The organism is Kangiella koreensis DSM 16069, assembly GCF_000024085.1.
Taxonomy (GTDB): Bacteria; Pseudomonadota; Gammaproteobacteria; order Enterobacterales; family Kangiellaceae; genus Kangiella; species Kangiella koreensis.
Genome location: NC_013166.1, coordinates 2,396,478 through 2,423,216, shown reverse-complemented (window position 1 = coordinate 2,423,216; position 26,739 = coordinate 2,396,478). Strand labels below are relative to the sequence as shown.

The 26,739-nt window shown below is 44.8% G+C and carries 25 protein-coding genes and 1 pseudogene; 11 read left to right on the top strand and 15 right to left on the bottom strand.

The features are described from left to right. Positions 1 to 18: 18 nt before the first annotated feature. From KKOR_RS11195 to radC, 7 genes are all read right to left on the bottom strand, one after another. Complete coding sequence (locus KKOR_RS11195; RefSeq protein ID WP_015781242.1) at positions 19 to 330, bottom strand: DUF3301 domain-containing protein; 312 nt, start codon at positions 328 to 330, stop codon at positions 19 to 21. Between the two features lie 91 nt (positions 331 to 421). Next, entirely contained in the window at positions 422 to 838 is a 417-nt protein-coding gene (locus tag KKOR_RS11190; RefSeq protein ID WP_015781241.1) for an ExbD/TolR family protein, read from the bottom strand. A 184-nt stretch (positions 839 to 1,022) separates the two neighbouring features. Further along, entirely contained in the window at positions 1,023 to 1,439 is a 417-nt protein-coding gene (locus KKOR_RS11185; RefSeq protein WP_015781240.1) for an ExbD/TolR family protein, read from the bottom strand. A gap of 128 nt (positions 1,440 to 1,567) precedes the next feature. Further along, a complete protein-coding gene (gene mutM, locus KKOR_RS11180; RefSeq protein WP_015781239.1) occupies positions 1,568 to 2,377 on the bottom strand; it encodes a bifunctional DNA-formamidopyrimidine glycosylase/DNA-(apurinic or apyrimidinic site) lyase in 810 nt (269 codons plus the stop codon). Positions 2,378 to 2,536: 159 nt separating this feature from the next. Continuing rightward, positions 2,537 to 2,692 (bottom strand): 50S ribosomal protein L33, encoded by a 156-nt coding sequence (rpmG, locus tag KKOR_RS11175; RefSeq protein WP_015781238.1) that lies wholly within the window; start codon positions 2,690 to 2,692, stop codon positions 2,537 to 2,539. 12 nt (positions 2,693 to 2,704) lie between these two features. After that, positions 2,705 to 2,941, bottom strand: coding sequence for a 50S ribosomal protein L28 (rpmB, locus tag KKOR_RS11170; protein WP_015781237.1), 237 nt, complete (start codon positions 2,939 to 2,941; stop codon positions 2,705 to 2,707). Positions 2,942 to 3,147: 206 nt separating this feature from the next. Continuing rightward, positions 3,148 to 3,822 carry a RadC family protein gene (radC, locus tag KKOR_RS11165; RefSeq protein WP_015781236.1) on the bottom strand — a complete coding sequence of 225 codons (675 nt, stop codon included), beginning with the start codon at positions 3,820 to 3,822 and terminating at the stop codon, positions 3,148 to 3,150. 149 nt (positions 3,823 to 3,971) lie between these two features. Here radC and coaBC point away from each other — a divergent pair, with 149 nt between their 5' ends. The 3 genes from coaBC to slmA all read left to right on the top strand — a co-directional run bounded on the left by coaBC (position 3,972) and on the right by slmA (position 8,331). Continuing rightward, positions 3,972 to 5,171, top strand: a complete 1,200-nt coding sequence (gene coaBC / locus KKOR_RS11160) for a bifunctional phosphopantothenoylcysteine decarboxylase/phosphopantothenate--cysteine ligase CoaBC (protein ID WP_015781235.1) — start codon at positions 3,972 to 3,974, stop codon at positions 5,169 to 5,171. 102 nt (positions 5,172 to 5,273) lie between these two features. Beyond that, positions 5,274 to 7,694 carry a phosphomannomutase/phosphoglucomutase gene (locus tag KKOR_RS13690; protein ID WP_015781234.1) on the top strand — a complete coding sequence of 807 codons (2,421 nt, stop codon included), beginning with the start codon at positions 5,274 to 5,276 and terminating at the stop codon, positions 7,692 to 7,694. 43 nt (positions 7,695 to 7,737) lie between these two features. Then, a complete protein-coding gene (gene slmA / locus KKOR_RS11150) occupies positions 7,738 to 8,331 on the top strand; it encodes a nucleoid occlusion factor SlmA (protein WP_015781233.1) in 594 nt (197 codons plus the stop codon). Between the two features lie 18 nt (positions 8,332 to 8,349). Here the strand turns inward: slmA and KKOR_RS11145 are convergent, their stop codons facing one another. The 7 genes from KKOR_RS11145 to KKOR_RS11115 form a co-directional block, all read right to left on the bottom strand. Continuing rightward, a complete protein-coding gene (locus KKOR_RS11145; protein ID WP_015781232.1) occupies positions 8,350 to 9,315 on the bottom strand; it encodes a hypothetical protein in 966 nt (321 codons plus the stop codon). A gap of 28 nt (positions 9,316 to 9,343) precedes the next feature. Continuing rightward, complete coding sequence (pyrE, locus tag KKOR_RS11140) at positions 9,344 to 9,985, bottom strand: orotate phosphoribosyltransferase (RefSeq protein WP_015781231.1); 642 nt, start codon at positions 9,983 to 9,985, stop codon at positions 9,344 to 9,346. Positions 9,986 to 10,110: 125 nt separating this feature from the next. Then, the gene (locus KKOR_RS11135) at positions 10,111 to 10,404 is read right to left on the bottom strand and encodes a PilZ domain-containing protein (protein ID WP_015781230.1); all 294 of its coding nucleotides are present in this window, start codon (positions 10,402 to 10,404) and stop codon (positions 10,111 to 10,113) included. A 90-nt stretch (positions 10,405 to 10,494) separates the two neighbouring features. Further along, positions 10,495 to 11,304, bottom strand: coding sequence for a 16S rRNA (adenine(1518)-N(6)/adenine(1519)-N(6))-dimethyltransferase RsmA (gene rsmA / locus KKOR_RS11130; protein WP_015781229.1), 810 nt, complete (start codon positions 11,302 to 11,304; stop codon positions 10,495 to 10,497). A gap of 19 nt (positions 11,305 to 11,323) precedes the next feature. After that, entirely contained in the window at positions 11,324 to 12,322 is a 999-nt protein-coding gene (pdxA, locus tag KKOR_RS11125) for a 4-hydroxythreonine-4-phosphate dehydrogenase PdxA (protein ID WP_015781228.1), read from the bottom strand. Further along, entirely contained in the window at positions 12,319 to 13,602 is a 1,284-nt protein-coding gene (locus tag KKOR_RS11120) for a peptidylprolyl isomerase (protein ID WP_015781227.1), read from the bottom strand. The genes pdxA and KKOR_RS11120 overlap by 4 nt, the downstream gene beginning before the upstream one ends. A 3-nt stretch (positions 13,603 to 13,605) precedes the next feature. After that, complete coding sequence (locus KKOR_RS11115) at positions 13,606 to 15,966, bottom strand: LPS-assembly protein LptD (RefSeq protein WP_015781226.1); 2,361 nt, start codon at positions 15,964 to 15,966, stop codon at positions 13,606 to 13,608. A 128-nt stretch (positions 15,967 to 16,094) separates the two neighbouring features. Between KKOR_RS11115 and KKOR_RS11110 the strand changes: the two genes are divergently transcribed. The 6 genes and pseudogenes from KKOR_RS11110 (at position 16,095) to KKOR_RS11085 (ending at position 20,446) form a co-directional block, all read left to right on the top strand. Continuing rightward, positions 16,095 to 17,129: an aminoglycoside phosphotransferase family protein gene (locus KKOR_RS11110; protein ID WP_015781225.1), complete on the top strand. Its 1,035-nt coding sequence runs from the start codon at positions 16,095 to 16,097 to the stop codon at positions 17,127 to 17,129. Continuing rightward, positions 17,126 to 17,815, top strand: coding sequence for an N-acetylmuramate alpha-1-phosphate uridylyltransferase MurU (gene murU, locus KKOR_RS11105; RefSeq protein ID WP_015781224.1), 690 nt, complete (start codon positions 17,126 to 17,128; stop codon positions 17,813 to 17,815). Before KKOR_RS11110 ends, murU begins: the two co-directional genes overlap by 4 nt. 30 nt (positions 17,816 to 17,845) lie before the next feature. Beyond that, positions 17,846 to 18,655, top strand: coding sequence for a co-chaperone DjlA (gene djlA, locus KKOR_RS11100; RefSeq protein WP_015781223.1), 810 nt, complete (start codon positions 17,846 to 17,848; stop codon positions 18,653 to 18,655). A gap of 76 nt (positions 18,656 to 18,731) precedes the next feature. Next, the gene (locus tag KKOR_RS11095; RefSeq protein ID WP_015781222.1) at positions 18,732 to 19,373 is read left to right on the top strand and encodes a dUTP diphosphatase; all 642 of its coding nucleotides are present in this window, start codon (positions 18,732 to 18,734) and stop codon (positions 19,371 to 19,373) included. Positions 19,374 to 19,395: 22 nt separating this feature from the next. Next, positions 19,396 to 20,133: pseudogene (locus KKOR_RS13685) on the top strand (SIR2 family NAD-dependent protein deacylase). A 22-nt stretch (positions 20,134 to 20,155) separates the two neighbouring features. Continuing rightward, entirely contained in the window at positions 20,156 to 20,446 is a 291-nt protein-coding gene (locus KKOR_RS11085) for a GIY-YIG nuclease family protein (protein WP_015781221.1), read from the top strand. A 427-nt stretch (positions 20,447 to 20,873) separates the two neighbouring features. Here the strand turns inward: KKOR_RS11085 and KKOR_RS11080 are convergent, their stop codons facing one another. After that, positions 20,874 to 21,980 carry a phosphoribosylaminoimidazolesuccinocarboxamide synthase gene (locus KKOR_RS11080; RefSeq protein ID WP_015781220.1) on the bottom strand — a complete coding sequence of 369 codons (1,107 nt, stop codon included), beginning with the start codon at positions 21,978 to 21,980 and terminating at the stop codon, positions 20,874 to 20,876. Between the two features lie 260 nt (positions 21,981 to 22,240). Between KKOR_RS11080 and acnA the strand changes: the two genes are divergently transcribed. Continuing rightward, entirely contained in the window at positions 22,241 to 24,946 is a 2,706-nt protein-coding gene (gene acnA, locus KKOR_RS11075) for an aconitate hydratase AcnA (RefSeq protein WP_015781219.1), read from the top strand. 431 nt (positions 24,947 to 25,377) lie between these two features. Next, positions 25,378 to 26,721: an MFS transporter gene (locus tag KKOR_RS11070; protein WP_015781218.1), complete on the top strand. Its 1,344-nt coding sequence runs from the start codon at positions 25,378 to 25,380 to the stop codon at positions 26,719 to 26,721. Positions 26,722 to 26,739: the final 18 nt, after the last annotated feature.

The following is a 26,739-nucleotide window of genomic DNA, read 5'->3' as shown; positions in this document are numbered from 1 at the left end:
GATTATTGATGGTTATAATTATACCGGCTCTTGTGGCGATTCCATTTCCACAATAATGGGCCAGCGGCCTTGCATAATCACATGACCGACATAACGCTTAGCACCATCTGTAGCAAACTCAAATTGATAGCGACGAAGAAAGCGCCATTTACCCTCTGAATTCTTGTCAAAATACACTTTTTTTAAAGCAACATAGCCATCCAGGTTCTGTACATAAGCATCTTCACAGGCTTTGAGCGCGACTTTATGTGCCTGCTCACTGATGCGGCTGTTATAGAGCCAAAAACCGATACCCAGAGCGATGACTAAAATGATAAGTAAGTTCAGCATGTATTTTGTTTGCCGTTCGATAAGAGGATATGAAGTCTAGATAAGACAAAGGCGGCCAAAGCCGCCTTCTTTGTATAGCTGTTATTTGCTGTTATTTGCCAACTATCCATTTAGCAACATTAACTTTGCTAACACCGGCTTCCTTGGCTTGGTCAACTGCAGCAATCAGTACTTCGTTATAAGCATCTTCATGCACACGTACAAGAACTGGTGAGCGCGGGTCTACAGCCAGTTGTGTTTCGATATTGGCGCGAATTGCCTCTTTATCGATAGTACGTTCATTCATAATGACATTGCTCCCTTCATCAATTGAAACCACAATCAATGGTGGAGGATTTTCCGGTGGAGTAGTGTCCTGGTTGGTTGTAGGACGCGCTATATCTACCGCTGCCTCTTTAACAAATGAGGTTGTTACGATGAAGAAAATCAACATGATAAAGACGATGTCTAGCATCGGCGTCATATCGATTGAGGTTTCATCATCATCTCTATTTCGTTTATTACGCATATTTCTCTAATCCTATCGCTCTGTCTGTTTGTATGAGACTAAGCTTGTACAACATAAGTCAGCCCTGCAAAGTTAAATCTGGGCGACAAATTCACCAATTCATTAAGTATAGCTGGCACATTAAATGTGATCCAGAACTAAATGTCTAGTGTAAATTTAGCAAAATCCATTTCCTTTATAATGCTTACCAGCGGGCAACGCTAATCTTTTGAATTCCAGCCTGTTTGGCCTGGTCTAAGGCACCGATCAGTGCTGCATGCTGTGCCATTTCATTTACTCTGATAATCAATGAAGCCTGTGGTGTATTGATCAGCTGCCCCTCAATGTTAGCTCGAACTGCCTCGATGTCTATGATTCTATTACCAAAAATAACTTGGCTGTCCTCATTAATACTGACTAATATCGGTTGTTCACCCTGCTCGCAGTTGGCCTGGCATTGGTTGCTTGGTTGAGCAACATCCATGGTTTGGGTTTTGCTAAAGCTGGTGGTAACTATGAAGAAGAGTAGCATGATGAATACGATATCTAGCAGGGATGTCATATCCACCCTGGAATCGGAAGTAATGGCTTGTGACGTTTTGCTCTTAGTATGTTTTAACATGGCAGACTCCTTGTATTTTTGACTATAGCGAAACAAAGCCTTATAGACGTCTATTTGAAAGGCTTGCTTTCAACTTAGCAGAAGTTTCACAAGGAAGCTAGCGTTCCGGGCCTGTAGTAGCGGCTGGTCTACCGTTGGCATTTGGGGCAGTAGAAACTAGATCGTTGCCCAATGACCTGTTTCTTGATGATGGCGCCACACTGGTTACAAGGCAAGTCAGCACGACCATACACATTTAATTGCTGAGCAAAGTAGCCCGGTGAACCGTCAGTTTGTGTGAAGTCCTTTAATGTTGTCCCACCCTCGCCGATGGCTTTTTCTAGAACCGTTTTGATAAATCCAGCGAGTAACTTGCAGCGAGCCAGACTGACTTTGTTAGCTGCGCGCTTAGGATGTATGCCGCTCATAAAAAGTGATTCACTGGCATAAATATTGCCGACACCAACTACCACCTTATTGTCCATAACGGCGTTTTTGATTGCGCCCTTGCGCTTGGTTAAAGCCTGATGTAGGTATTGCCCATCAAAGTCATCACTTAAGGGCTCTGGGCCAAGCTGACTGAGTACTTTCAGGGTTTCCCCTTTAGGCTGCCAAAGGATGGCGCCAAAGCGTCGCGGGTCGTTAAAGCGCAAGGCGGTACGATCATCAAATACGACTTCGAAATGGTCATGTTTTTTTAAAGCGCTTTGGGCGCTGACTACGCGCATGGTACCTGACATCCCTAAGTGCATGACTAGGCTGCCGGTCGAAAAGTGCCACAGCATATATTTAGCGCGTCGTTCAATATCGCTCGATACCAAGCCAACTAATGTGGTGGCCTCTTCAGCGACAGGCCAGCGCAGCTGAGGCTGGTAGATATTTACCGCAGTAATTCGTTTGCCGACAATATGTGGGGCCAGCCCATTCTTAGTGGTCTCAACTTCGGGTAATTCAGGCATTAGATTTTAATGAGGGTGTTTCATTACTGGTGGGTCATAGTAGCGATTACAACGCAAAAAGCCCAGAGTAAACTGGGCTTTTACGTACATCGAAGCGTTTTCTTGGAGGCAGAAAACTTAAATATCTTAACGGTATAATGAACAACCGTTTAAGCGTGATTACTTAATTTTAGCTTCTTTGTAGATAACATGTTGGCGAATGGTTGGATCAAACTTTTTGATCTCCATTTTGCCTGGCATGTTTTTCTTGTTTTTGTCTGTAGTGTAGAAGTGACCTGTACCGGCACTTGATACTAAACGGATTTTATCGCGCATCTCTATCGCTCCTTATACTTTTTCGCCACGAGCACGCAATTCAGTTAGCACAGTATCGATACCTTTTTTATCGATAACGCGCATACCTTTTGCAGATACACGTAATCTTACGAAACGCTTCTCACTCTCAACCCAGAAACGGTGAGAATGTAAATTAGGCAAGAAGCGACGCTTGGTTCTGTTCTTAGCGTGTGACACGTTATTACCGGTCACTGGGCGCTTACCTGTTACCTGACAAACCTTAGCCATGGATAGCCTCCAAAAATAACTCAAAAAAACGGTTTAAGCGCACGATGTTGGATATTTGAACATCGCAGCTCTTCAAATTGGGCGCACTTTATACCAGAAAGCAGCCCGCTTGACAACAAAACTCAGATCAAATGGCCTGTTTATAGCTTAATTTCTTGAATTTAGTCATTTGCGGCTGATTTTCGGTATCTGTGGTCGTTTGGCCATTATAGTAGTCCATGCTCTGCAAAGGAATAGCTGCCGCCCTGAGCGACGATGATATGGTCCAGTGTGCGAATGTCCAGCAAACCAAGCGCCTCTTGGATTTTATCCGTAATATGCCGATCCGAAGGGCTGGGTTCAAGCGAACCACTGGGATGATTGTGAGCGAGAATAACCGCGGCTGCGTGATAAGTCAGGGCCTTCTCGACAACCACCCGGGGGTGTACTTCGGAGCTATTTATGGTGCCCTGAAACAGGGTTTCTGAAGCTAGCAATTGGTGTTGATTATTGAGAAAGAGGGCAACAAACTGTTCACGTTTGTGATGACTGAGCAGGCTTTTTAAATAGAGTTTTACATCATTGGGATTGCTGAACGATTGGCTGTGTTGCAAGTTCTCCTGTAAATAGCGCTTGGAAAGCTCTAAACAAGCCTGTAATTGACAATATTTGGCACTTCCCAGGCCCAGGTGGCTGGTGAAGCTTTTCAGGTCTGCTTCAAGCAGTGCGCGTAAGCTACCGAACTCTCCTAGCAGATGGCGGGCCAAATCAACAGCATTGAGGCCTTGCGTTCCGGTACGTAGGAAAATGGCTAAAAGTTCAGCGTCTGAAAGACTTTGCGGGCCTTGGCGTAACAATCGTTCTCTTGGCCTTTCATCCTGTGGCCATTCCATTATTTTCATGGTCATCCCTGTTTTAGTTGTAAATTTAGAAGGTGAGGAATGATAAATAGTCAGAGCAAAACTGTAACTAGGATTTTCGCTATAAATTTTGTGCGTAAAGGCGTAAACTGTGCCAAACATTATAAGTTAAGTTAAATCAATCGGTTAGCATGAAGTTGCAAGGGAAAAAAGTCCTTCTGGGCATTACAGGTGGTATCGCTGCGTACAAGAGTGCGGAGCTGTGTCGTAACCTGAAAAAAGCAGGCGCTGAAGTGCGAGTTGTTATGACTAAAGGTGCGCAAGCATTTATTACACCTTTGACGCTACAGGCACTCAGTGGCAATCCGGTTCATCATGATCTACTCGACCCGGCTGCTGAGGCCGCGATGGGGCATATTGAGTTGGCTCGATGGGCGCATTTTATTGTTATTGCGCCAGCTTCTGCCGATTTTTTGGCGCGTCTGAATGCTGGGATGGCAGATGATTTATTGACGACGCTGTGCTTAGCAACCAATAGTTCGATTGCCGTAGCACCAGCCATGAATCAGCAAATGTGGGCTAACCCTGCTACGCAAAATAATATTCAGCAGCTTATTAAAAAAGGCATCGAGATTTGGGGGCCTGATGAGGGCGACCAAGCCTGTGGCGATGTCGGTCCTGGTAGAATGCTGGAACCTGCCGATTTATTAAACCGAATTGATGATCACTTCAATGATAAGCCTTTGCAAGGCCAGCGCTGGTTGATCACTGCCGGCCCAACAGTAGAGCCGATTGATCCGGTGCGTTATTTAGCGAATCGAAGTTCAGGCAAGATGGGGTTTGCCATTGCTGAGGCTGCCGCTAAAGCAGGTGCTGAGGTAGTATTGGTGACCGGGCCTGTGAATTTGCTTGCCAGCTCTGCAATTAAGCGTATTGACGTACAAACAGCACAGCAAATGTTTGAAGCCGTAAAAAGTGAGTTTAAGAGCATTGATACTTTTGTTGCCTGTGCGGCGGTATCAGACTATCGGCCAACTGAAGCTGCCCCACAAAAACTGAAGAAACAATCTGATAATGGCTTAACCATCGAGTTGATGCAAAATCCGGATATTTTGAAATGGGCCGCAGAGCAAAATGCAGCTTTTTGTGTTGGTTTCGCGGCTGAAACCAACAATATTGAAGAATATGCGGAAGCTAAGATGACCAAAAAGGGCATCAATGTTATCTGTGCTAATGACGTCAGCCGTAAAGATATTGGATTTTCAAGTGACAATAATGAAGTGAGTGTTTACTATAAAAACAATGGAGCAATGCAGGTAGAGCGGTTAGGACCTGCGCTGAAAACAGTGATAGCACAACAGTTAGTCAGTTTCTTGCCTGGTATAAAATAGTTCATCGGGCGTTACGCAAGAGGTGACCGATAAGTGCTGTTATCAGCTCTTTGCTTTATCAATGCAAACAATGAGACCGCGAAGGTTCTATAAGGGGGATGCATGGGGAAAGGTAAAAGTCTGGTTAGCTTTTTTCTACTACCACTGATTATTGGTTTGGCTTTGTTATGTGTAGTTGGGGCGGTGCTGTATTACCTGGGTATCCAGCAACCACTTGAAGCACAAGCAAAGCAATTGATCGGTTCACAGATTGAAGAGCGTGCTGATCTCATCGAACAAAAGATTAACCAAATTCAAAGCACTATTGCTGTCGCTAGCCAAACCGGTGATGAAACTGATGAGGTCCAATTAGTTCGCGACTTGAAAGCATCCATTCCACAAGCAGATCAGGTTCAATTCTTTTCTCCCGAAGATTTTCAGGTTAACTTGGACAATCGCCCTATTGTGACTCATGTGGTGGTCGACTTATTAAGAAAATCGATGGCTGGCGAAGAGGTTTCTCCTGAGTTGATTTTGAATAAAGGGCAGGTGGATTATGTTGCATTTGTACATAAATTAAATGACCAGCGAGCTTTGATGCTCACTGTTCAACCCAGTCAGATGGTGAGCCTATTGGGAGCCGCAGATCCAGGAACCTATTTTGAATTGCGCCAGAGTTTTGCCGAATCGCATCACACTATAGCTGCTGTGGGCACGAACCCTGGAGCAGGAAATCCTTTGGTTGTTTCCCCCGCGTTTGGTGCTAATTGGACGATCGCCTTTTGGCAGGGCTCGGGTAACTTTTTGGCTACTGCGGGGCTACTTCCCATTCTATTAATGCTTGGTGCGGTTATAGCGCTATTGATTGCTGCTTTAATGCCTATGCTAAGTCTGCAACGCTTATTGAATAAAGATGCTCGTGACTTTATTCAGGGGATTGACGATCAGCATATGCCAAACCACTTCAGCCTGAAATTTTTCAATGATATGGCTTCCAGTTATCGTCGATTAGCTGGTCTTCAAGAGCCTGCCGAAAAGGAACAGGATGATGAAGAAGTAGTTGATAGCGGGCTGAATGTTGAAGATGATACTGGGGAAAAGCAAGAGTCAGCAAGACCGAAAAAACAAGCTCCTTTAAATAATGGAAACTATGACCTAGAAACTCTCAGCCACGAAATAAGTGCAGATATTTTCCGTGAATATGATGTTCGCGGCCGAGTCGACAAAGATTTTGATGAGGGTGTCGTTTACGCGTTAGGGCTAGCAATTGGTAGTGAGGCGTATGCGCGTGGGGAGCAGAATGTAGTGGTAGCTAGAGATGGTCGTCTTTCTAGTCCCGAACTGCATGAAGCTTTAAAGCTAGGTTTAATTGAAAGCGGACGTAATGTCATCGATCTAGGCATGGTGCCAACACCGCTACTTTATTTTGCCACTCATAAACTAGATACCCATTCAGGTGTGATGCTAACGGGTAGCCATAATCCTAGTAACCATAATGGCCTTAAAGTTGTCCTGGCCGGAGAAACCCTACATGGAAAAGATGTTAAATCGCTTTATACCAGAATCAGAGAGCAAGATTTCTTAAGTGGTCATGGTCAGGTTACTGAACATAAAATTGAACAAGAATATTTAGAAGAAGTTGCTTCTAATGTTAAGGTTGATAAACCATTGAAATTGGTTATTGATAGTGGCAATGGCGTGACCGGTAATATTGCACCACGATTATTTCAGGCGCTTGGTTGTGACGTGATCGGCTTGCATACCACAATTGATGGTAACTTCCCAAATCATCATCCTGACCCCAATCATGCGAAAAACCTGCAAGATGTGATTGCGATGGTATTGCAGGAAAAAGCGGATGTTGGTTTAGCATTTGATGGTGATGGCGACAGATTAGGTGTGATTGATAATCAGGGTAATGTAATTTGGACCGACCGCCTGATGATGTTATTTGCGATGGATGTGCTGTCTCGTAAAAATGGTGCTGAAATTATTTACGATGTGAAGTGCACGCGCCATTTACCGGAAATTATCAAGAAACATGGTGGGCATCCAATTATCTGGAAAACAGGCCACTCATTAATGAAAGCCAAAATGCAGGAAACTGGTGCGCAATTGGGTGGGGAAGGCAGTGGTCATATTTACTTCAAAGAGCGCTGGTATGGGTTTGATGATGCATTATATGCGGCAGCTCGTTTGTTGGAAATTCTGGGAAAAGATCCGAGGTCATTGGCTGAAGTTTTTGAACCATTACCACAAAGCCTGGAAACTGAAGAAATCAATGTGCCAGTGGCTGATAAAATTAAGTTTAAACTGATTGAGGTTTTAATCAAGAAGGCCCAGTTCGGTGAAGGAAGAATCTCAACGATTGACGGTATTCGTGTCGAATATCCTGATCGCTGGTTGTTAGCTCGAGCTTCTAATACGACGCCGAGCATCGTGGTTAAGTTCGAAGCAGATTCCAGCGATGCGCTAGAACAAGTTAAGACGCTGCTGAGGGAGCAGTTATTAGCGATAGCACCGAAGTTAAAAATCAACTTTTAATGCATACACCTTAATATAAGTTTGAAAAGATATAGAGAGAATTATGACAACCAAAAAGAATTCCAAGCGGAAAGAAGAGATCTTGCAAGCTTTAGCTTTAATGTTGGAGAAAGGTCCTGGGGAAAGAATTACCACCGCAAAATTAGCTCAGGAGGTTGGTGTTTCTGAGGCTGCCTTATATCGCCACTTTCCAAGTAAAGCGCGAATGTTTGAAGGATTAATTGAGTTTACTGAAGAAGCATTATTTTCGAGAGTAAATCGTATTAGCAAAGAGCAAGAAGACATTCGCGAACAATGTTATCAGATTATGACTTTGGTTCTAACCTTTGCCAGTCGTAATCCGGGAATATGTCGATTGCTAACCGGGGAGGCCCTGGCTGGTGAGAATGAGCGTTTGAGAGGACGTATTAGTCAATTATTTAATCGCATTGAAACGCAACTTAAACAACAATTGCGACAGCATGAAGTTGCGGTTAGTGCTAAGTTTGATCCGGATGTTGCTAGTCGCGCAAATTTATTGATGGCAATTGTTGAAGGCCGTATTCAGCAATACGTTAGAACAGACTTTTTACAATCACCACTAGCGAGTTGGGAGCAGCAATGGCCGTTAGTGATTGGTTTAGTTTATTTGGACTAACTAGGCTAAATAACGATGCTATAAGCTTTCTCTTTCAGTCAGGTAGTCGATAAATTGATTCTTAAGATTTATCACTTCCTGACTGCTGCAAAGTTTAGCTCCTGCTTCTGATGTGTGACACCCTACTTCCATAACAATTTGCATATTGTCGGCCTCACCTGGTATGCGAGTAATAGATAAAGACACTTGATTCTCATTTTGCGCTTTGCCGGTAACAATTAATGTATCTGTGACAATTTCGAGTTTGTTTGATGCATTTTCATGAGCAAATATTTGTGCAAACTTCCAAGCTTTATCACAGGCTGGTTTATCAGGGCAACTGTAGACTGAGCTATTACTGACGCTGTTACCATTGGTACGATTACGCTCAATCAGCTGTAGCGCTTGGAGCTCTTTGAAACGAATCAAGTCGTTCTGAAACTGCTCCTCGATCGCTTTTATTTTATTTTCATACCGAACTATTGATGCTTTGTTGGTCTTGATTTGAGACTTGGTTGCTTCAATTTCTTTGAGTGTGTTTTTCGGAACGGCTTTGCCTTGACGCTCAAAGTTTGCTGCACGCCCCTGCAGTTCTTCAAGCTTCTTGGTAAGGCTCGAGTTATGACTATCAAGCAGATCGATGTTCGCACGCAAAGCCGCAGTCTGATTTTTTTCAGTACGCTGAATATCTTCGATAGTTTTATATTGGCGCATCAATAAAATATCACGACGTCTTTCTTCCACTTGCTTCTTTTGTAATGCTTCGAGTTGCTGCTGTTTGATTAGCTCCGCTTCTTTTTCTTCAGCTGTCAGTGCGGCTGGTACTCTCTCAAGTACCCGACCTTCTTCGTTAATAACCTCATAACCAACCATTACCGCTTCGGAAGGAAGGTAGTCTTTAACGATTAAACGACCATCTCTATCTTTGTAGCGATAAAAATTTTTGCTCAAAGCAACCTGGCTAACAAGCAACAGACTTAGAAAAAGAAGCAGGTATTTTTTCATATAACTCCAATGGGATTAAAGGATGTGACTAAACACCGTAAGTTTGACGATACTCAAGTACTTTATCATAGAAATTGCCAAATTCTGTGTTGTGCTGCAAATAGTTGACGAGGTCGGCGAGCTTGATAATAGAGTAGACTGGGATGCCATAATCACGTTCGACTTCCTGAACGGCTGATAGTTCACCCTGACCACGCTCTTGTCGATCCAGAGCGATTAAAACGCCACAAGGTTCTGCGCCACTGTTTTTAATGATATCAATAGATTCGCGTATTGCCGTTCCAGCTGAAATAACATCATCAATAATTAAGACTTTGCCGTGAAGTGCGCTACCGACAATATTGCCTCCTTCACCATGATCTTTCTTTTCTTTGCGGTTAAAGCTGTATGGGGTATTGATATTATGATGCTCTGACAGGGCAACAGAGGTGGTACTTACCAGTGGAATGCCCTTGTAAGCTGGCCCAAATAACAGATCAAAGGAGATCTTCTGATCAACAATGGTTTGTGCATAGCAACGACCAAGTTGTGCGAGGTCATAGCCACTGTCGAATAACCCTGTATTGAAAAAATAAGGGCTTAAGCGTCCACTTTTAAGGGTGAACTCGCCGAATTTAAGGACGTTTTTGCTAAGTGCCAGCTCAATAAATTGCTTTTGATAGTCTTGCATTAGGGGAGTCAAAGGACTAATGGTTGATGTGTGCATGATAGCCCGTACGAGCTAAAAAAAAAAGCATCAGTCCTCAACAAACAGGTGTAGTAACCACAGGGTGAAAGAGGTGTTGTGGAATGGGGTTATACAAATTCCAGCGCAATTTTCTCGTCATCAATTCGAACAATGCGCATGGCATGTAATATCATTTTGCTTTCATCCTCACCGAGAATGCCTTCTATATGAACTTTAACAACATCGCCTGAGTTAACTCGGTCGCCGAGATTATTTTTAATCAGAACGCCACCCTCAGAAATGTCGAGGCTTTCAGTTAGGAATACCTGCGAATCATGCTGACGAACAGCCACTGGTAGGTGAACGGTTACTCGGTAAAAACGACGGGCATCTTCCATATAAGGTACTGGGTTAGATTTCATACTCATATCCTTGAGTGATTTCCATGAATTTCCATAATAGTCAAAGTCATCGATGCTGTAAAGGGGCAAAATTCTTGACCAAACAAGCACTTAATCCGCTTGGTTTAATTCCACTTGATGACAAATATCGACAAACTGTGATAAAGAAAGTTGTTCGGCACGCTCTGTTGGTTTGATGCCCAGCTGTTCTAAGCCAGTCTCATTAATAAATTTTTTCAAGCTGTTGCGTAGAGTCTTACGACGTTGCCCAAAAGCTGCTGTAACAATCTGTCCAAGCAGTTGTTCATCCTGTACTGGATAGGGTAAGTCGCAATAAGGTTGCAGCCGAACAATGGCAGACTCGACTTTAGGTGGAGGCTGGAAAGCCCCTGGCGGAACCAGAAATAACAAGTCGGCCTGACAGTAGTACTGAGTCATTACGCTCAAACGGCCATATGAGCTGGTACCTGGTTGGGCGCAAATTCGTTCTACCACTTCTTTTTGCAACATGAAGTACATGTCTTTGATGCTTTCCCGCTGATTCAGTAGATGGAAAATCAGTGGGGTTGAAATGTTGTAAGGCAGGTTGCCGACGACTCGAATGGGCTTATCATTTGCCAGCTGGCGAAAATCAAACTTAAGAGCATCGCTCTGATGGATGGTAAGGTTTGTGTTTTGGCTAAACTTTTGTTCCAGACGCGGGATAAGATCACGATCCAGTTCAACCACATGCAGTTCAGATACTTTATCGACCAGGTGTTCGGTTATAGCACCAAGACCAGGGCCAATTTCAACCAGTCGATCACTTTCCTGAGGGGCTATCGATTCAACAATACGCTGAATATAGTGGTTATCGGATAAAAAGTTCTGTCCGAATCGCTTGCGGGCCTGATGACCCTGAACCATACGAGATTTTGCCATGAGTTAGTAACTTAAGTGATTAGTTTGATTTTCTGTTATTTATCAATTGCTGAGTGAATTGTAGCGCATAATGCATGCTGCCGATATCAGCAAGGCCTTGTCCTGCAATATCCAGCCCGGTACCGTGATCAACAGAGGTTCGTATATAAGGCAGTCCGAGAGTTAAATTAATGGCTTTGCCGAACCCCTTGTACTTTAAGGTCGGCAGGCCTTGGTCATGGTACATGGCCAAAACTGTATCTACTTGCGTTAACCACTTGGGTTGAAAGGCTGTATCGGCTGGAATTGGCCCAATCAATTCAGCATCAAACTGAGTACGCATCTTTTCTAGAGTCGGAATAATGGTATCAACTTCTTCACGACCCAAGTGGCCATCTTCTCCAGCATGGGGATTTAATCCGCAGACCAGAACCTTCGGACGCTTTAGGGAAAATTTGCTCTGTAGCTCGTGAATGAGAATCTCAATCACTTCTTGCAGTAGCTGTGGCGTGACTGCGCCAGACACTTCTTTCAAAGGTAGGTGTGTCGTCGCCAGAGCAACTCGCAATCCTTCTGTCGCCAGCATCATAACAACTTTATGGGCGTTGCTCTTATCAGCAAAAAACTCAGTGTGCCCAGTAAACGCCAAACCAGATTGATTAATGATCCCTTTATGAACTGGGCCAGTTAAAATGGCATTAACAGCTCCATTAATGGCTAGTTGATGTGCTGTATCAAGAGTCTTAATAACATAAGCCGCATTCGTCTGGTTAAGTTTACCGGCGATCACGGGGGATTCTAACTCTACCGGAACAATCCAAAGGTGGCCAATGCGATGAGCTAGTGCCTCTTCATTGGTATTAAACACGCTAAGTTCAAGAGGAAGGTGTAATTGCTGCGCGGTATCTTTAAGAAGTGTGGGAGAGGCGCAGGCAATCAATTGATCACTGCAAGGCTCTTGGGCCAGTTTAACTATAATTTCAGGGCCGATTCCGGCAGGTTCCCCTGCCGTAATCAAAATTCTTGCCGGTTGGATCAAGCGTCTTCTTCCACAATCTTCTTGACGTAAGCCTCGTCACGTAATTCGCGAATCCAGTTTTCAACTTCTTCACCAAACTTGCGCTGTTGTAAAATACGCATAGCTTGTTGGCGTTTCATCGCATCGGTTTGATCATCGGTGCGACGGCCAAGGAGTTGGACGATATGCCAGCCAAAGTTAGATTGGAATGGTTCGCTGATTTCATTAACGTCAAGATCTGTCAAGGTTTGTTCGAATACAGGGTCATACACACCTAGGTTGTTCCAACCAAGATTACCACCGAGTTTCGCAGAGCCCGGGTCATCAGAGTGTTTTTTCGCTTCATCCCCAAAGTCTGCTTCGCCTGCAAGTACACGTTGGCGAATATTTTGCAGTTGCTGTTTAGCGTTGGACTCAGTAGTAATAGCATCTGGGCGGATTAGAATATGACGGGCATTGGTTTGTTGAACCAAGTGCTGCTGTTCGCCACGCTTGTCTTTAATCTTTAAAATATGAAATCCTGAAGGGCTGCGAATTGGTTGAGAAATATCGCCGGTATCTAAAAAGTTCACCACATTAGCGAACAGGGTTGGCATATTGCTTTCTGTGCGCCAGCCAAAATCACCGCCTTCTGCTGCATCAGGGCTACTTGAAACAACTTTGGCAGTTTCAGCAAAATCTGCACCAGCCTTAAGCTCCTTCATCACCTTTAGAGCGTTCTGCTTGGCTTGCTTTTGGGTTTCTTCGTCAGCGTCTTCCTGCACAGCAATCAAAATATGTCCAAGATGATACTCGACCTGATTTTGTGCATTCATTGACTGAATGAGTGATTCAATCTCTTTATCGCTGACTTTAATGCGGCGAGATACAAAAGCATCGCGTAATTGGCCGGTTAAGATTTCTTTACGTAAGTCATCCAGAAATAATTCATAGGCAATACCTTGCTGGGCTAGACTCAAGCGAAACTCATCAAGTGTCATGCCACTACTCTGTGCGACTTGAGCTGCATACTGCTGAAGTTCAGCCGGTTGTAGTTGCATGCCTGAACGAACTGCCATCTGGTACTGTAAGCTTTGAATAATTAACTGTTCAAGCAGCTCTTTTTTTAGCACATCTTCTGGTGGTAATTGACCGCCACGTGAGCGAATCTGTTGTTTGGCTTGAATCACTTTGCGATCAAGCTCGCTTTGCAAAATGACGTCTTCATCAACATGCGCAATAACTTTATCAATGACTTCTGCCTGTAGAGAAAACGCCGCAAGGCATAAAGTAAAACCAATTAATGCTTTTTTAAGAATCATAGATTATTTGCCTAATAAATCTTCGTAACCGTAAATGCTGTCTTCTAAAAACTCTGTGGTGCTGCCGCGCAGACTACCAATCCCTTTTAGGACAAACTGTAAAAAGACGCCGGAGTTATGTTCATCGCTTTGCCCCGGCAAGATGAATCCTTCGCTATCGAGCTGAATATTCAAGTATCGTCGTGCAACTAGGCGTACAGCCCAACAACATGATTCATACTCTAGACCAAGAAAGGAGTCATTGGTTCGATTTTCTACCAAATCTTGGTTGTAACGGCCTAAAAGCCGCCAATTATCTTTGATCGGCCAGGCAAAAGCCAGCTCTGCTTCTTCCTGTCTTCTATCCAGACGCTCGCGGTAGCGGTGGCCTAGATTGATAATGTGGTTAGGTTGGGGCTCATAGTGCATATTGATCAAACCATGAGTTGTATCATTGGTCTGATCATCCCACTCTATAACTGATTTGAATTCAATGGCGTCGGTCCATCGCCAGTTGACCTCGGCAAGTAGTCCTGATTGCTTTTCGGTCTCTCGACCCACGGTGTCTATCAGTTGCACCTGTCGATCTGATAAATAAACAATCCGGCCCAATGACATGGAGGCCTTCTCGCGCCCTTCAGAATCTAAAATTCGGCTGGTTAATGCACCGCTGATTTGATTGGCGTCGCCAATACGATCAATTCCGCTGAATCGGTTGGTGTTAAACAACTGGGTAAAGTTGAAAGTGGGCAAGCTGGTATCGTAGATACCAATATCACTTTGCGCTTCGTAAGGTGTATAAAGGTAGAAAAGCCGCGGCTCCAGAGTGTGGGTATAGCGTTCATCTTCATCGTCTATGAAACGCTCGAAATAAAGGCCTGTATCAAGTGAGGCTGTAGGCAGTGTTCGAGTGAGGTGCTCAACATTACCAGCGAGTTCTTCCTGTTGATAATGAGTCACCGAGTAACGTACCTGAGGGCGGAAGAAACTGTATAAGGTTTCATGGCTCCAGCCAATAGATGGCTCAAAATGATAGCGATTGGAAGTAATAGCGTTATCTTTATCGAATCGAGTCAGTTCGCTGTGAATTTGTGCATGAAAACCATTTTCATCGGGTTCAAAAAAGCGAGTCATTTGTATACGTGGAGCAATGGTATAGCGCTCTACCGGACTATTCAGTAACTGCCAGTCCTGATATTCGGTACGAAACAGCCAGTCTTTGCTTCGATGTTGAACATATAGGTTCTGCGAGAGGATATCTTGGTTGCTGTTTTCCAGGCTACCACCAAAATCCTGATAATAGCCATCGTCGCTGACGTTGCGAGCCTTGATGCCGGTGCTCCAGTTATCGCTTATTTCGGTCAGATGTTGCACATTGTATTGCCAGCGTTTATCACCCAGAGCATTTGGGTCTTTGTCGTTTGGTAAGGCTTCAAAAAATAGCTCACCATGACTGGCTTCAGTTAAATAGCGGAACTCGGTGCCCAACATGGAACCACGTGATGTCATGTAGCGTGGAGTGAGCGTTAAATCATAGTTAGGTGCTAAGTTGAAGTAATAGGGCACACTAACATCACGGCCATTACGATCCGAGTTACTAAAAGAGGGTGGTAAGATGCCGCTTTTGCGACGGTCATCAATCGGGAAAGTAAAATAAGGAAGCCAGAATACCGGCACATCCGCTACTTTAACCACACTGTTATAGGCTTTACCCCAGCCACTCTCCCGGTCAATAACAATCTCGTCGGACTCAAAAGCCCAGCTTCGCTGATTGGTTGGGCAGGTAGAAAACTCAGAGTCAGAAAGCGTTAAAACCTGGTTGTTATCTATGGTAATCGTCTCTGCTGAACCATTGCCATTGTTGCTGTATAGGTGAAAGCGGGTATTGCTAATTTCAGTTTTGCCCTCAAGGGCTTGGTAGCTCAGGCTATCAGCACCGACGACAAAATTCTGGTTAGTAAATAATAAGTCACCTTCAGCTCGATAGCTTTGGGTTTGGTTATCGGCTGTGAGGCTTTTGGCTGTAAGTTGCTGTCCATCTTGAGTGACCACCACATTACCATTCAAATAAGCTCTATCGCCTTCGCGTACCGCGTTATCCGAATAGACTTTAATCGGGCCTTGTTCTTCGCTACGAACTGCTTGATAACGAATTGGCTCCATCGGCTCGCTGGGGCAGGTGTAGAACTCGGGGAACTTAAAACCAATGTCTTTACTGACAAGCTCATTTTTATCAGTCTCTTCAGAAAGACTTTCCTTAGAGGCTGCTGGTTGGCTTATGGTTTGGTTTTCAGCAGACAAACCGGTCGCTGGCACAGAGGATGCCGCAAGCAGGAAGCCAGTCGCTAAAAAAGGGTGTACCCAAGGAGTTTTCTTGCTTACCATGTATCCGTTATTTTACCTTCCGCTATTCGCCACCAACGCTTTGTTACATAGGTTTCAAGGCGCGGAAAGTGACCAAGTGATAGAATGGCACAATGATAAACGCTTATTTGCACAAATGAAAACCTATAATGGAAAAAGATAGCCGACAAGAAGCTCTTAAAAACTGGGCATACGCCAAAATCCGTCATATCAATCCCGATATTGGGGCATTGCAATGGAGCATGGTGTCCGGTGACGCCAGTTTCCGCCGTTATTTCCGCTGGCAAGATGATGATACCAGCTGGATCTGCGTTGATGCCCCTCCCGAGCATGAAAATTCCGAACAATTCATCAAAGTCGCTAACATGCTCAAAGTAGTCAATGCCCCGCAAGTATTAGCTTATGACCTTACCGATGGCTTTATGTTGCTCTCGGACTTAGGCGACCAGTTGTACTTACCACTACTACTTAATCCTTCTGAATCCGCTTCAAGTGCCGACGCACTCTATCAAAGCGCCATCGATAGCCTGGTCACCATGCAGTCGATTGATAACGCGGATTCACTGCCGCCTTACGACAGCACTCTGTTGAATACCGAGATGGAGCTGTTCCGAGAGTGGTTTCTAGGCCGCTATCTGAACTACCCCTTATCGGAACAGGAGCATCAGTTATTGGATGATACCTTCAAACAGCTGACCTCTAATGCATTGGAACAACCGCAGGTATTCGTACACCGTGACTATCATTCACGAAATATCATGCATATCGAGGGCAAGGACCCCGGCATTATTGATTTTCAGGATGCGGTCTATGGCCCGATAACCTATGACTTATTGTCCTTATTGCGTGATTGCTATATCCAATGGCCACAGGATAAGGTCGTTGAGTGGGTTGACTACTTTATTGAACAATCGCCCTTCTCACTTGAAAAGCAGACTTTCCTGAGGTGGTTTGATTGGATGGGTTTGCAGCGCCATATTAAGGTCGCGGGTATTTTCTCTCGACTCAATTTCCGCGACGGCAAGTCGGGTTACTTGAAAGATATCCCGTTAACCCTCAACTATATTCTTCAACAATCAGAAAACTATCCTGAAATGGCTAATTTTCACCAATGGCTACAAGACACCATCATGCCGCTCTATCGCAAGCGTGTTGAGGAAGATGCGCTGGGAGTCGGTGCATGAAAGCCATGATTCTGGCTGCTGGTCGTGGCGAGCGAATGCGTCCGCTGACTGACGAGCGGCCTAAGCCATTGCTGAAAGTGAATGGTAAAGCGCTCATCGAATGGCATATCGAAGCGCTTAAAGAGGCCGGTATTAGCGATATCATTATCAACACCTCATGGCTGGGTGAGCTAATCCCAGAATATCTTGGCGACGGTGCCTATTGGGGCGTGAACCTGAGCTTCTCACCCGAAGAGCAGGCGCTGGAAACCGCTGGCGGAATCCGGAAGGCACTGGATTTTTTCGAGAATGAACCATTCATCGTAGTTAATGGTGACGTGTGGACTGATATTGACTATACGGGTATTGCTAAAGCGCCAGAGAGCAGCGCGCACATTGTGTTGGTACCTAATCCTGAGCACCATCCAGAGGGCGATTTTTGTGTCACAGAAGGCGGCAAGGTTAAATCAGAAGGTGAGCCTAAACTGACTTTTTCTGGTATTGGCGTCTATCAGCCCAAGGTGTTTGCAGATCTGCCTGAAGATGAGGCTATTCCACTAGGCCCAATCTTGCGTCAGTTGATGGAGCAGGATGACGTGACCTATGAACTATATCAGGGGCGTTGGCACGATATTGGAACCCCTGAGCGCTTGCAGTCACTAAACGAGAGTTTTCAGCGTAAACTGAAAACCATTGAATTTAACTGATGAATTTAACCTAGAGAACGATAAAAACGTATGAGTTGGTTTGGAAAATTATTAGGCGGCGTGATTGGCTTTTCCTTTGGCGGGCCAATCGGTGCGATTTTAGGTGGTGTGGTTGGCCATCAAATTGATAAGAAAGGGGAAGACCTGGAGCCGGGTTCGCAAGAGCGCGTGCAGGCAGCCTTTTTTACCGCAACCTTTTCAGTCATGGGGCATATTGCGAAAGCCGATGGTCGAGTGACTGATGTTGAAATTCGCCATGCAGAAGAAGTTATGCGTCGCATGGGCCTCGATCAAACTGCTCGCAAATTAGCGGTAGATTTATTCAATCAGGGCAAAAATCAGGACTTTGATCTGGACGGCGTGCTTGAGCAATTTAAGCGCGAATGTCATAGACGTCGTAACCTGATGCAGATGTTCATGGAAGTGCAGATCAGCATGGCGATGGCCGATGGCATTGTCCACGAACGCGAAAGAGCAGTTTTGCATGACGTTGGAAAATCACTTGGTTTCCCCGTCTTTATGATCGACCAGCTGATTAAAATGGTGCAGGCTCAACAACGATTTTATCAGCATTCACAACAACAGGGTGGCGAGCATGGTGGCCCAGGCTATCAAGCAGCCAGTGGTCCCAGCGTAGAACAGGCCTATCAAGTACTCGGCGTCAAAGCCAGCGATGATCAGCAAACTGTAAAAAGGGCTTACCGTCGGCTGATGTCACAGCATCATCCTGATAAACTGGTAGCAAAAGGGCTGCCAGAACAGATGATCAAAATGGCCACCGAAAAGACCCAGGAAATTAAAGCAGCCTACGAATTGGTTAAACGTCATAAAAGTTGGTAGTCTAAATTTATAATAAACAGTTAAGTATTGTCATTCCCCAATAGTGGGGAGTTTATAAAGTATTTAAGGAACCATTATGCCAAACAAAGAAACAATGATTAGACAAATTGCAGTGATGCTGGAAATGCAGAACGCCATGAATTCGAAAGTTAATGAAAAATGGTTTGACCAAAATTTCGAGTGGTATCGCGCGATTTGGATCGAATGTGCTGAAATGTTGGAACACTATGGTTGGAAGTGGTGGAAGCATCAAAAGCCTGATGCGGAACAAGTGAAGATGGAACTAGTGGATATTTTTCATTTTGGTTTAAGTTCACGGATTGATGGTGAGACGAGTTTCGAAGCTATCGCCGAAGAACTTACCAACGAAATGCTTGAACCAACACTAAAAGATGACTTTAAACAAACGCTCGAAGTGATGGCAGGACAGGCAGTGATGTATCAACATTTTGATGGCGCCAGTTTCGCCGGTTGCATGCAGCAAATGGAGATGCCCTTCGAAGAGTTATTTAAAAGTTACGTCGGTAAAAATACCTTAAACTTTTTCCGTCAGGATAAAGGCTACAAAGAAGGCACCTACATCAAAGAGTGGGATGGTCGTGAAGACAATGAAGTGTTGGTAGAAATTCTGAATAAACTAGATTCTTCAGAAGAAGACTTCAGACATCAGCTGTATCAAGAATTAGCCGATAACTATCCGCGTCCTGATAGCAAATAAGCTTTAATAGTAAAAAAGCTCAATGCACATCGAGCAGGAAGTTCTCGATCATATCAAAAGCGCCAAACGCGTCTGTATTTTAACAGGCGCTGGTGTCTCCGCGGAAAGTGGTATCGCCACCTTTCGTGATGCCCAGGAAGGTAAAGGACTCTGGGCTCAGTACGACCCGCAACAGCTGGCCAGCATCGACGGCTTCCTCAAAGATCCACAAACCGTCTGGCAATGGTATCAATGGCGTCGCGACGTCAATAAAGATAAAGAGCCCAATCCCGCCCACCTTGCGATTGCTCAATGGCAAGAAAATTAAAAAAGCAACCACAGACAAACCGTCAGCCTGATTACCCAAAATGTCGACGGTTTACATCAAAAAGCAGGCTCGGATCCCGTCACCGAATTACACGGCAATATCTGGCGCAATCACTGCCTGCAGTGCAGCAAAACCCACCATGAACCCGTAAAAGGAATAGAGCAAGTACCAGAGTGCGTTTATTGTGGCGGACAAGTTAGACCCTCAGTCGTCTGGTTTGGCGAAGCACTTCCTGAACAAGCATGGAGCGAAGCAGAAAGTGCCGCTTATTCTTGTGACCTCTTTCTATCCGTTGGAACATCCAGCCAAGTCTATCCCGCTGCAGGCCTTGCCGCACTCGCTAAAAGTCAGGGAGCAACAGTGATAGAAATTAATCCAGAGCCCACTAACAGTTCGGTGGTGGATTATCAGATAGCAGGAAAGGCGGGCGAGGTAATGGAGAAGCTTTTATAGAGGTAAAATAACAGGGAATGTTATGGAAAATAATTATTACGTTTACATTATGACGACTAAACGAAATGGCGCTTTATATGTTGGAGTGACTTCAGACTTGATTAAGCGAGTTTGGCAGCATAAGAATAATGTTGTAGAAAGTTTTACTCAAAAGTATCGGGTTCATCAGTTAGTTTATTATGAGCAATGTGACTCTATTGAAACTGCGCTTAATCGAGAGAAAAGACTCAAGGAATGGAAACGACAATGGAAGGTCGATTTAATTGAATCAAAGAATCCCTACTGGAATGATCTTTATCCAAAAATAACTTAAAAGTTTTTTTAAAAGAAAAGTCACTGGATCCCGCGGTCAAGCCGCGGGATGACAGGTATTTATTATGATTGAGTTGAATTTAGAGGAAGTTTACATCTATACCTTCAAACAGTGCCGGTTCTAATTAATACGATACTCTCTACCGATAAGTCATCCCGCGGCTTGACCGCGGGATCCAGTGACTTTAAGAAGATATAAAAAAGGTGGAATGAGAGTTATTTGTTATGGCTGAATTCAGTTGATAAGGAGCGACTTTCTGAGATACCAAAATAATCCCTTGTGACTGTATCCGCGGTACCTAAAGGTACTTCCTTCGGTCGTACCACGGGCATTTCCTTAGGTCACTTACCGCGGGATCCAGTGACTTTAAACAGAGTATAAAAAAGGCGGGATAACCCGCCTTTCTCTTTATAGCTTATAAACTGAGTTAATCAACCAGTTTAAACTCGTCTTTTAAGATCTGAATAATTTCTGCTTTTGGATTATCAGACAATTCAATTTTCTTGCCGGTAATTTTTTCTGCGATACCGATGTAGGTTCTGGAAACATCCATCAGTGCGTCAATTGGCAGGGCGTTGTCGCGGGCTAGCGCCTGGCGTTCGTCCATGCGATCTTTGTTGAGCAGGATGTCTGAGTCTTCGAAGTGGTTCAATAAGAATTGGCGGAAGCCTTCTTTTGAGTTTTCGACCACTTTGCCATCTTCGCGGAATGCTTTACCGTCCCAGATGCGTGATGAGTCTGGGGTGCCGACTTCATCCATGTAGATCAATTTTTCGTTACCGTCTTTGTCGGTGACATAACCAAATTCAAATTTGGTATCGACGAACATCTGGTCTAATTTTTCCAGCTCGCTGCTGATGACGTCGAAGCCTTCTTTGAGCAATTTTTCGTACAAGTCGATGTCGTCTTTGCTGTTGAAGTTAAAGGCTTGATAATTATCGTCGATGTTTTGACGCGTGATGTTGACGTCGTCTGCTTCTGGTACGCCTGGAATACCTTTCAAGATACCTTTGGTTGATGGTGTGATTAACAACTCATCAAGTTTCTGGTCTTTCTGTAGGCCGTCCGGGATACGGATTCCGCAGAATTCACGCTCGCCTTTGGCGTAGGCGCGCCACATGGAACCTGTGATGTATTGGCGGGCAATCGCTTCAATCATCACTGGACGGGCTTTTTGTACGATCCAGACGAAAGGATGGGGAATTTCCAGAATATGGCTGTCGGCCAAACCGTTTTCACGGAATAATTTGAACCAGTGGTTAGAGATAGCGTTTAGCGCAGCGCCTTTACCGGGAACGCCATTCAAACCGTCTTCACCGTGCCAGATGGCATCGAAGGCAGAGATACGATCGCTGATTACCATAATGGCCAATGGCGCGTCAGCTGCTACGTTATAACCACGTTCTTGAATCAGACGCTTGCTGTCTTCTTCTGTGAGCCAATAAACGGAGCGAACTTTTCCGCTATGGACAGGTTGGTTTGTACGAATGGGGAGGTCGTTATTAACGGCTAAAACTTTTTGTGCAAGGCTCATACCAAGGTGTCCTATTCCAGAAATTACGAAGCCAGCCCGAGTTGCGGCTGACAGGGTTAATTTAGAGCGCATATGATACCAGAATCTCTGTTATAGGCTAGTTTTCGCTCACATTGCATTTGATAAATTTAAACTATGATAAAGCACCAATAAGCACACATTTTACAAGGGTTTATTTCCAAAGTAGGGTCTGATTGCGCTATAGTGATATGCATATAACTGTCTGATTTAACAATTAGTTACTGGATAGGGAGACACGAATGAGCAACATAGCACAAGATAGTAAGCAGCAACTCAAAGTAGGTGGTGAAAACTTTGATGTATGGAGTTTGGCTGCTTTGGACCAGAAAGGTCATGGCATCAAAAAACTTCCTTTCTCAATCCGAATTCTTTTAGAAAACGCCTTACGTAATCACGACGGTTTGGGCGTTACCGATGAACATATTGAAACCTTACTCGGCTGGGAACCGATGCCGAAGCAGGAAGAGGTTCCTTTTAAGCCTGCGCGCGTGCTGATGCAAGATTTTACTGGTGTGCCGGCGGTAGTCGACTTGGCATCCTTACGTCAGGAAGCCAGTCGTCATGGTGTCGATGCCAAGAAAATCAATCCGCTGATTCCGGTGGATCTGGTAGTGGATCATTCGGTTCAGGTTGACTTCTTCGGCAGCAAAACCTCGCTCGAACAGAATATTGATATGGAATATGAGCGAAACCGTGAGCGTTATCAATTCCTCAAGTGGGCACAAACAGCGTTTAATAACTTTACAGTAGTGCCTCCGGGCATGGGGATTTGCCACCAGGTAAACCTTGAGTATCTAGCGCAAGGCGTGGTTGAGCGTGATGGCGCTTTATTTCCGGATACTTTGGTCGGTACTGATTCGCACACGCCTATGGTGAACGGGATTGGCGTATTGGCCTGGGGTGTTGGCGGTATCGAGGCTGAAGCTTCGATTCTAGGACAGCCGATTTATTTTCTGATGCCAGAAGTGGTTGGCTTGAAGCTCACTGGTAATTTGCCATTGGGAACAACTGCTACTGACCTGGTGTTAACCATTACCGAATTGCTGCGTAAGCATGGTGTGGTTGGCAAGTTTGTAGAAGTATTCGGTGATGGTTTGGATGGGCTGGCAGTCACTGACCGCGCAACCATTTCCAATATGTCGCCAGAGTTTGGTTGTACCGTGACTTATTTCCCGATTGATAATCGCACCTTGGATTACATGCGTGACACCAATCGCGATGAATCAGTGATTAAGCGCGTTGAAACCTATTGCAAAAATAATATGCTATGGCGTGCTGATGAAGATCAGATCCGATACAGCAGTGTGGTTGAGTTGGATTTGAGTTCTGTGGTGCCAACCGTGTCTGGTCCGAAACGTCCGCAAGATAAAATTGAAGTGACCAATTTAAAAACTCAGTTCCAGTCTTTGATGGAGCTGAATTATGGTCGTAAGTATCAATTGCTGGAAGACCGCTCTACTGCGGATAACAAAAAAGGTTTGATTAAAACGGTTGATGTACCGGGTGAAGATTATCAGTTGCACGATGGTTCGATTGCGATTGCGGCCATTACCTCCTGTACCAACACCTCAAACCCCAGCGTCATGTTAGGCGCCGGTCTGGTCGCGAAAAAAGCCAATGACTTAGGTTTGAAAGTGAAGCCATGGGTTAAAACCTCATTAGCACCTGGCTCGAAAGTGGTAACAGATTATCTGGAACATTCGGGGCTAATGGATGATCTGGAAGCGCTTAACTTCTTCCTGGTGGGTTATGGCTGTACTTCCTGTATCGGTAATTCAGGACCGCTACCAGACCCTGTTGCTAAAGCGGTGAAAGAGAATGACCTGATCGTGTCATCGGTATTATCGGGTAACCGTAACTTCGAGGCTCGAGTCCATCCTGATGTCAAAATGAATTTCTTGATGTCGCCCATGCTGGTGGTTATTTACGCGCTAGCCGGACGAGTGGATATTGATTTCAAGAGTGAACCGGTAACTTATACCGTTGATGATAAGCCGGTTTACTTTAAGGATTTATGGCCATCCAATGAAGAAATCGGCGCAGTGATGAGTGAAGTATTAACGCCCGCCGATTATGCAAAAAGTTATGGCGAGATTTTCGAGGGTAACGAGCAATGGCGCAATATGGAAGTTTCAAAAGATAAGGTTTATCAATGGGATGATAAATCAACTTACATCAAGCAGGCGCCATTCTTCCAGGGCTTAAAACCTGAAATTGAGCAGCCCGGTAATATTGAAGGAGCAAGAGTGCTGCTTAAATTGGGCGATTCAATTACCACTGACCATATTTCACCAGCGGGCGGCTTTTCTGAAAACTCACCTGCCGGTCAATATCTCACGGAGAAGGGCGTTGAAAAACGACTGTTCAATTCTTACGGTTCGCGCCGTGGTAATGATGAAGTGATGGTGCGTGGTACTTTTGCGAACGTGCGCATCAAAAATCAGTTGGTGGATAAAGAAGGTGGTTATACGCGCTTTATTCCAACCGGCGAAACGATGACAGTGTATGACGCAGCGACAAGGTACCATGAATCGAATACGCCATTAGTGGTGCTGGCCGGTAAAGAATACGGTAGTGGCTCATCACGTGACTGGGCAGCAAAAGGTACAACCCTGCTGGGTATTAAAGCGGTTATCGCAGAAAGCTACGAGCGTATCCACCGAAGCAACCTGGTGGGCATGGGTGTGCTTCCTCTGCAGTTTAAACCAGGAGAAGACGCCGAGACTTTAGGCTTACGTGGTGATGAAACTTTCAATATTCTAGGCTTGGATAAAGGTATCTCTACCGGACAAACCGTTCAGGTAGAAGCTGTCGCCAATGACGAATCCGATAAAGTTATCAAGTTTGAAGCGGTTTCGCGACTCGACTCTCGCGTAGAGCTTGAATACTACAAAAATGGCGGTATTTTGCATTACGTGTTACGTCAGTTTATTAATCAGGCTTAAACTAATTTGATGGGTTACGGCTAACGCCTAACCCATCCTATAAACTTAAATAAGTGGATTTAACTCCAGAAATGTAAGTTTAGTAGGGCTATTGAAGTTTGCACCAATATATCCCCTTTGATTGAGCTGAGTTGAAGGCAAGACATAGCAATTCAAATCGTGGATGATTTGAATAGCAAAATTCGGGCCATGGATGGAACGTATTTTGCGGTGCGTAAAATGGCTTGACGGATACGAAGGTAGTTGAGCGAAGCGAAACCTCAATCACGGGGTGGTCTTCTTTTGGTTACTTTTCTTGACCACGCAAGAAAAGTAACTCGCTGAGTAGCGAAACCATGAGCACTGGAATGAATATAGTCAAAGTATTTGGTCAGTTCATAATCGTTGTTGAATGAATACAACTTATAATATTAATCCATCACAGGAGTTTTATGACTGAGTCATCAAAAGCTCAATCAAACTCAAATGAAACCGCCTCCACTCTGGAGGCGGTTTATCAATCCCTCACCTCAGAAGACGATGGTCGGGTCTGTAAAGACATTCCCGAGGCAGCTTGTCGTCATCAACCCCAAAACGTTGTTACTCATGTCATTTCGCTAACCTCCACAAAGGTAGCGGATGGTTTGATTGATCCGAAACTGATCTTGAGTTGGTTGCTGTCGGTTTTAGGGGCTTCCTCTTTTATGGTTGGTTTATTGGTTCCAATCCGCGAAGCAGGCGCCTTGTTGCCGCAACTGTTTACTGCCGGTGCGTTACGAAGCATGCCGCAGCGTAAATGGGCATGGGTAGTGGGAAGTTTTGTGCAGGGAGCTTGCGCCATCGGTATGGCGTTAAGTGCGCTATTTCTGGCGCCAGATTTCGCAGGTTGGAGTATTTTAGGTTTGCTGGCAGTTCTGGCTGTGGCGCGTAGTGTCTGTTCGGTTTCTTACAAAGATGTTCTGGGTAAAACGGTTTCAAAATCAATGCGCGGACGCACCACAGGATTAGCTGCGTCGATTGCTGCTGGTGCTGTGATTGCTTATGCCTTGTTATTAAGTTCAGGCTGGCTGGAAAGGCAAATTTTAGTGCTCGGCGGTTTATTAGTTGCTGGCGCTTTATGGATTTTTGCCAGTGTGATGTTTACCAGCTTAGCTGAAGAAAAAGGCGCAACCGAGGGTGGTGGCAATCCGTTAACGGTAGCACGTGAAAATTTATCTTTACTGGTCAGGGATAAGCAATTAGTTCGATTTATTGCGGTGCGAGGGTTGTTGATTGCTACTGCGTTGGCCCCGCCATTTATGGTGACCTTAGGCGGTGAAAGTGGGGTAGCCAACGGGTTAAGTGGTTTAGGTTCCCTGGTGCTAGCCTCGGCATTGGCTAGTTTATTAAGCAGTTACGTGTGGGGTCATTTATCGGATCAATCGAGTCGTAGAGTCTTGATTTATTCTGGGCTTTTTGCGGCCTTGGCGCTGGCTATGACCGCCATATTCGACTGGCAAAATGTATTGCGGGAGTTCATTGTCCTCCCTGCACTACTGTTCATCTTAATGATTGCTTATCATGGCGTCCGATTGGGCCGTTCAACTCATTTAGTGGACATGGCTGATGCTGACAATCGTGCAGCCTATACCGCACTATCAAACACTATTATTGGTCTTTTGTTGTTAGCCGGAGCCGTGTTTAGCGTCATCGCAGAATACTTTGGTTTGCGGGCGGTGATGATTGTAATGACCATCATGTGTTTGTTGTCATCATGGATTGCGGTGGGCTTACAAGAGGTGCAGCAAGAAAAATAACCAATTGATGTTTCGATG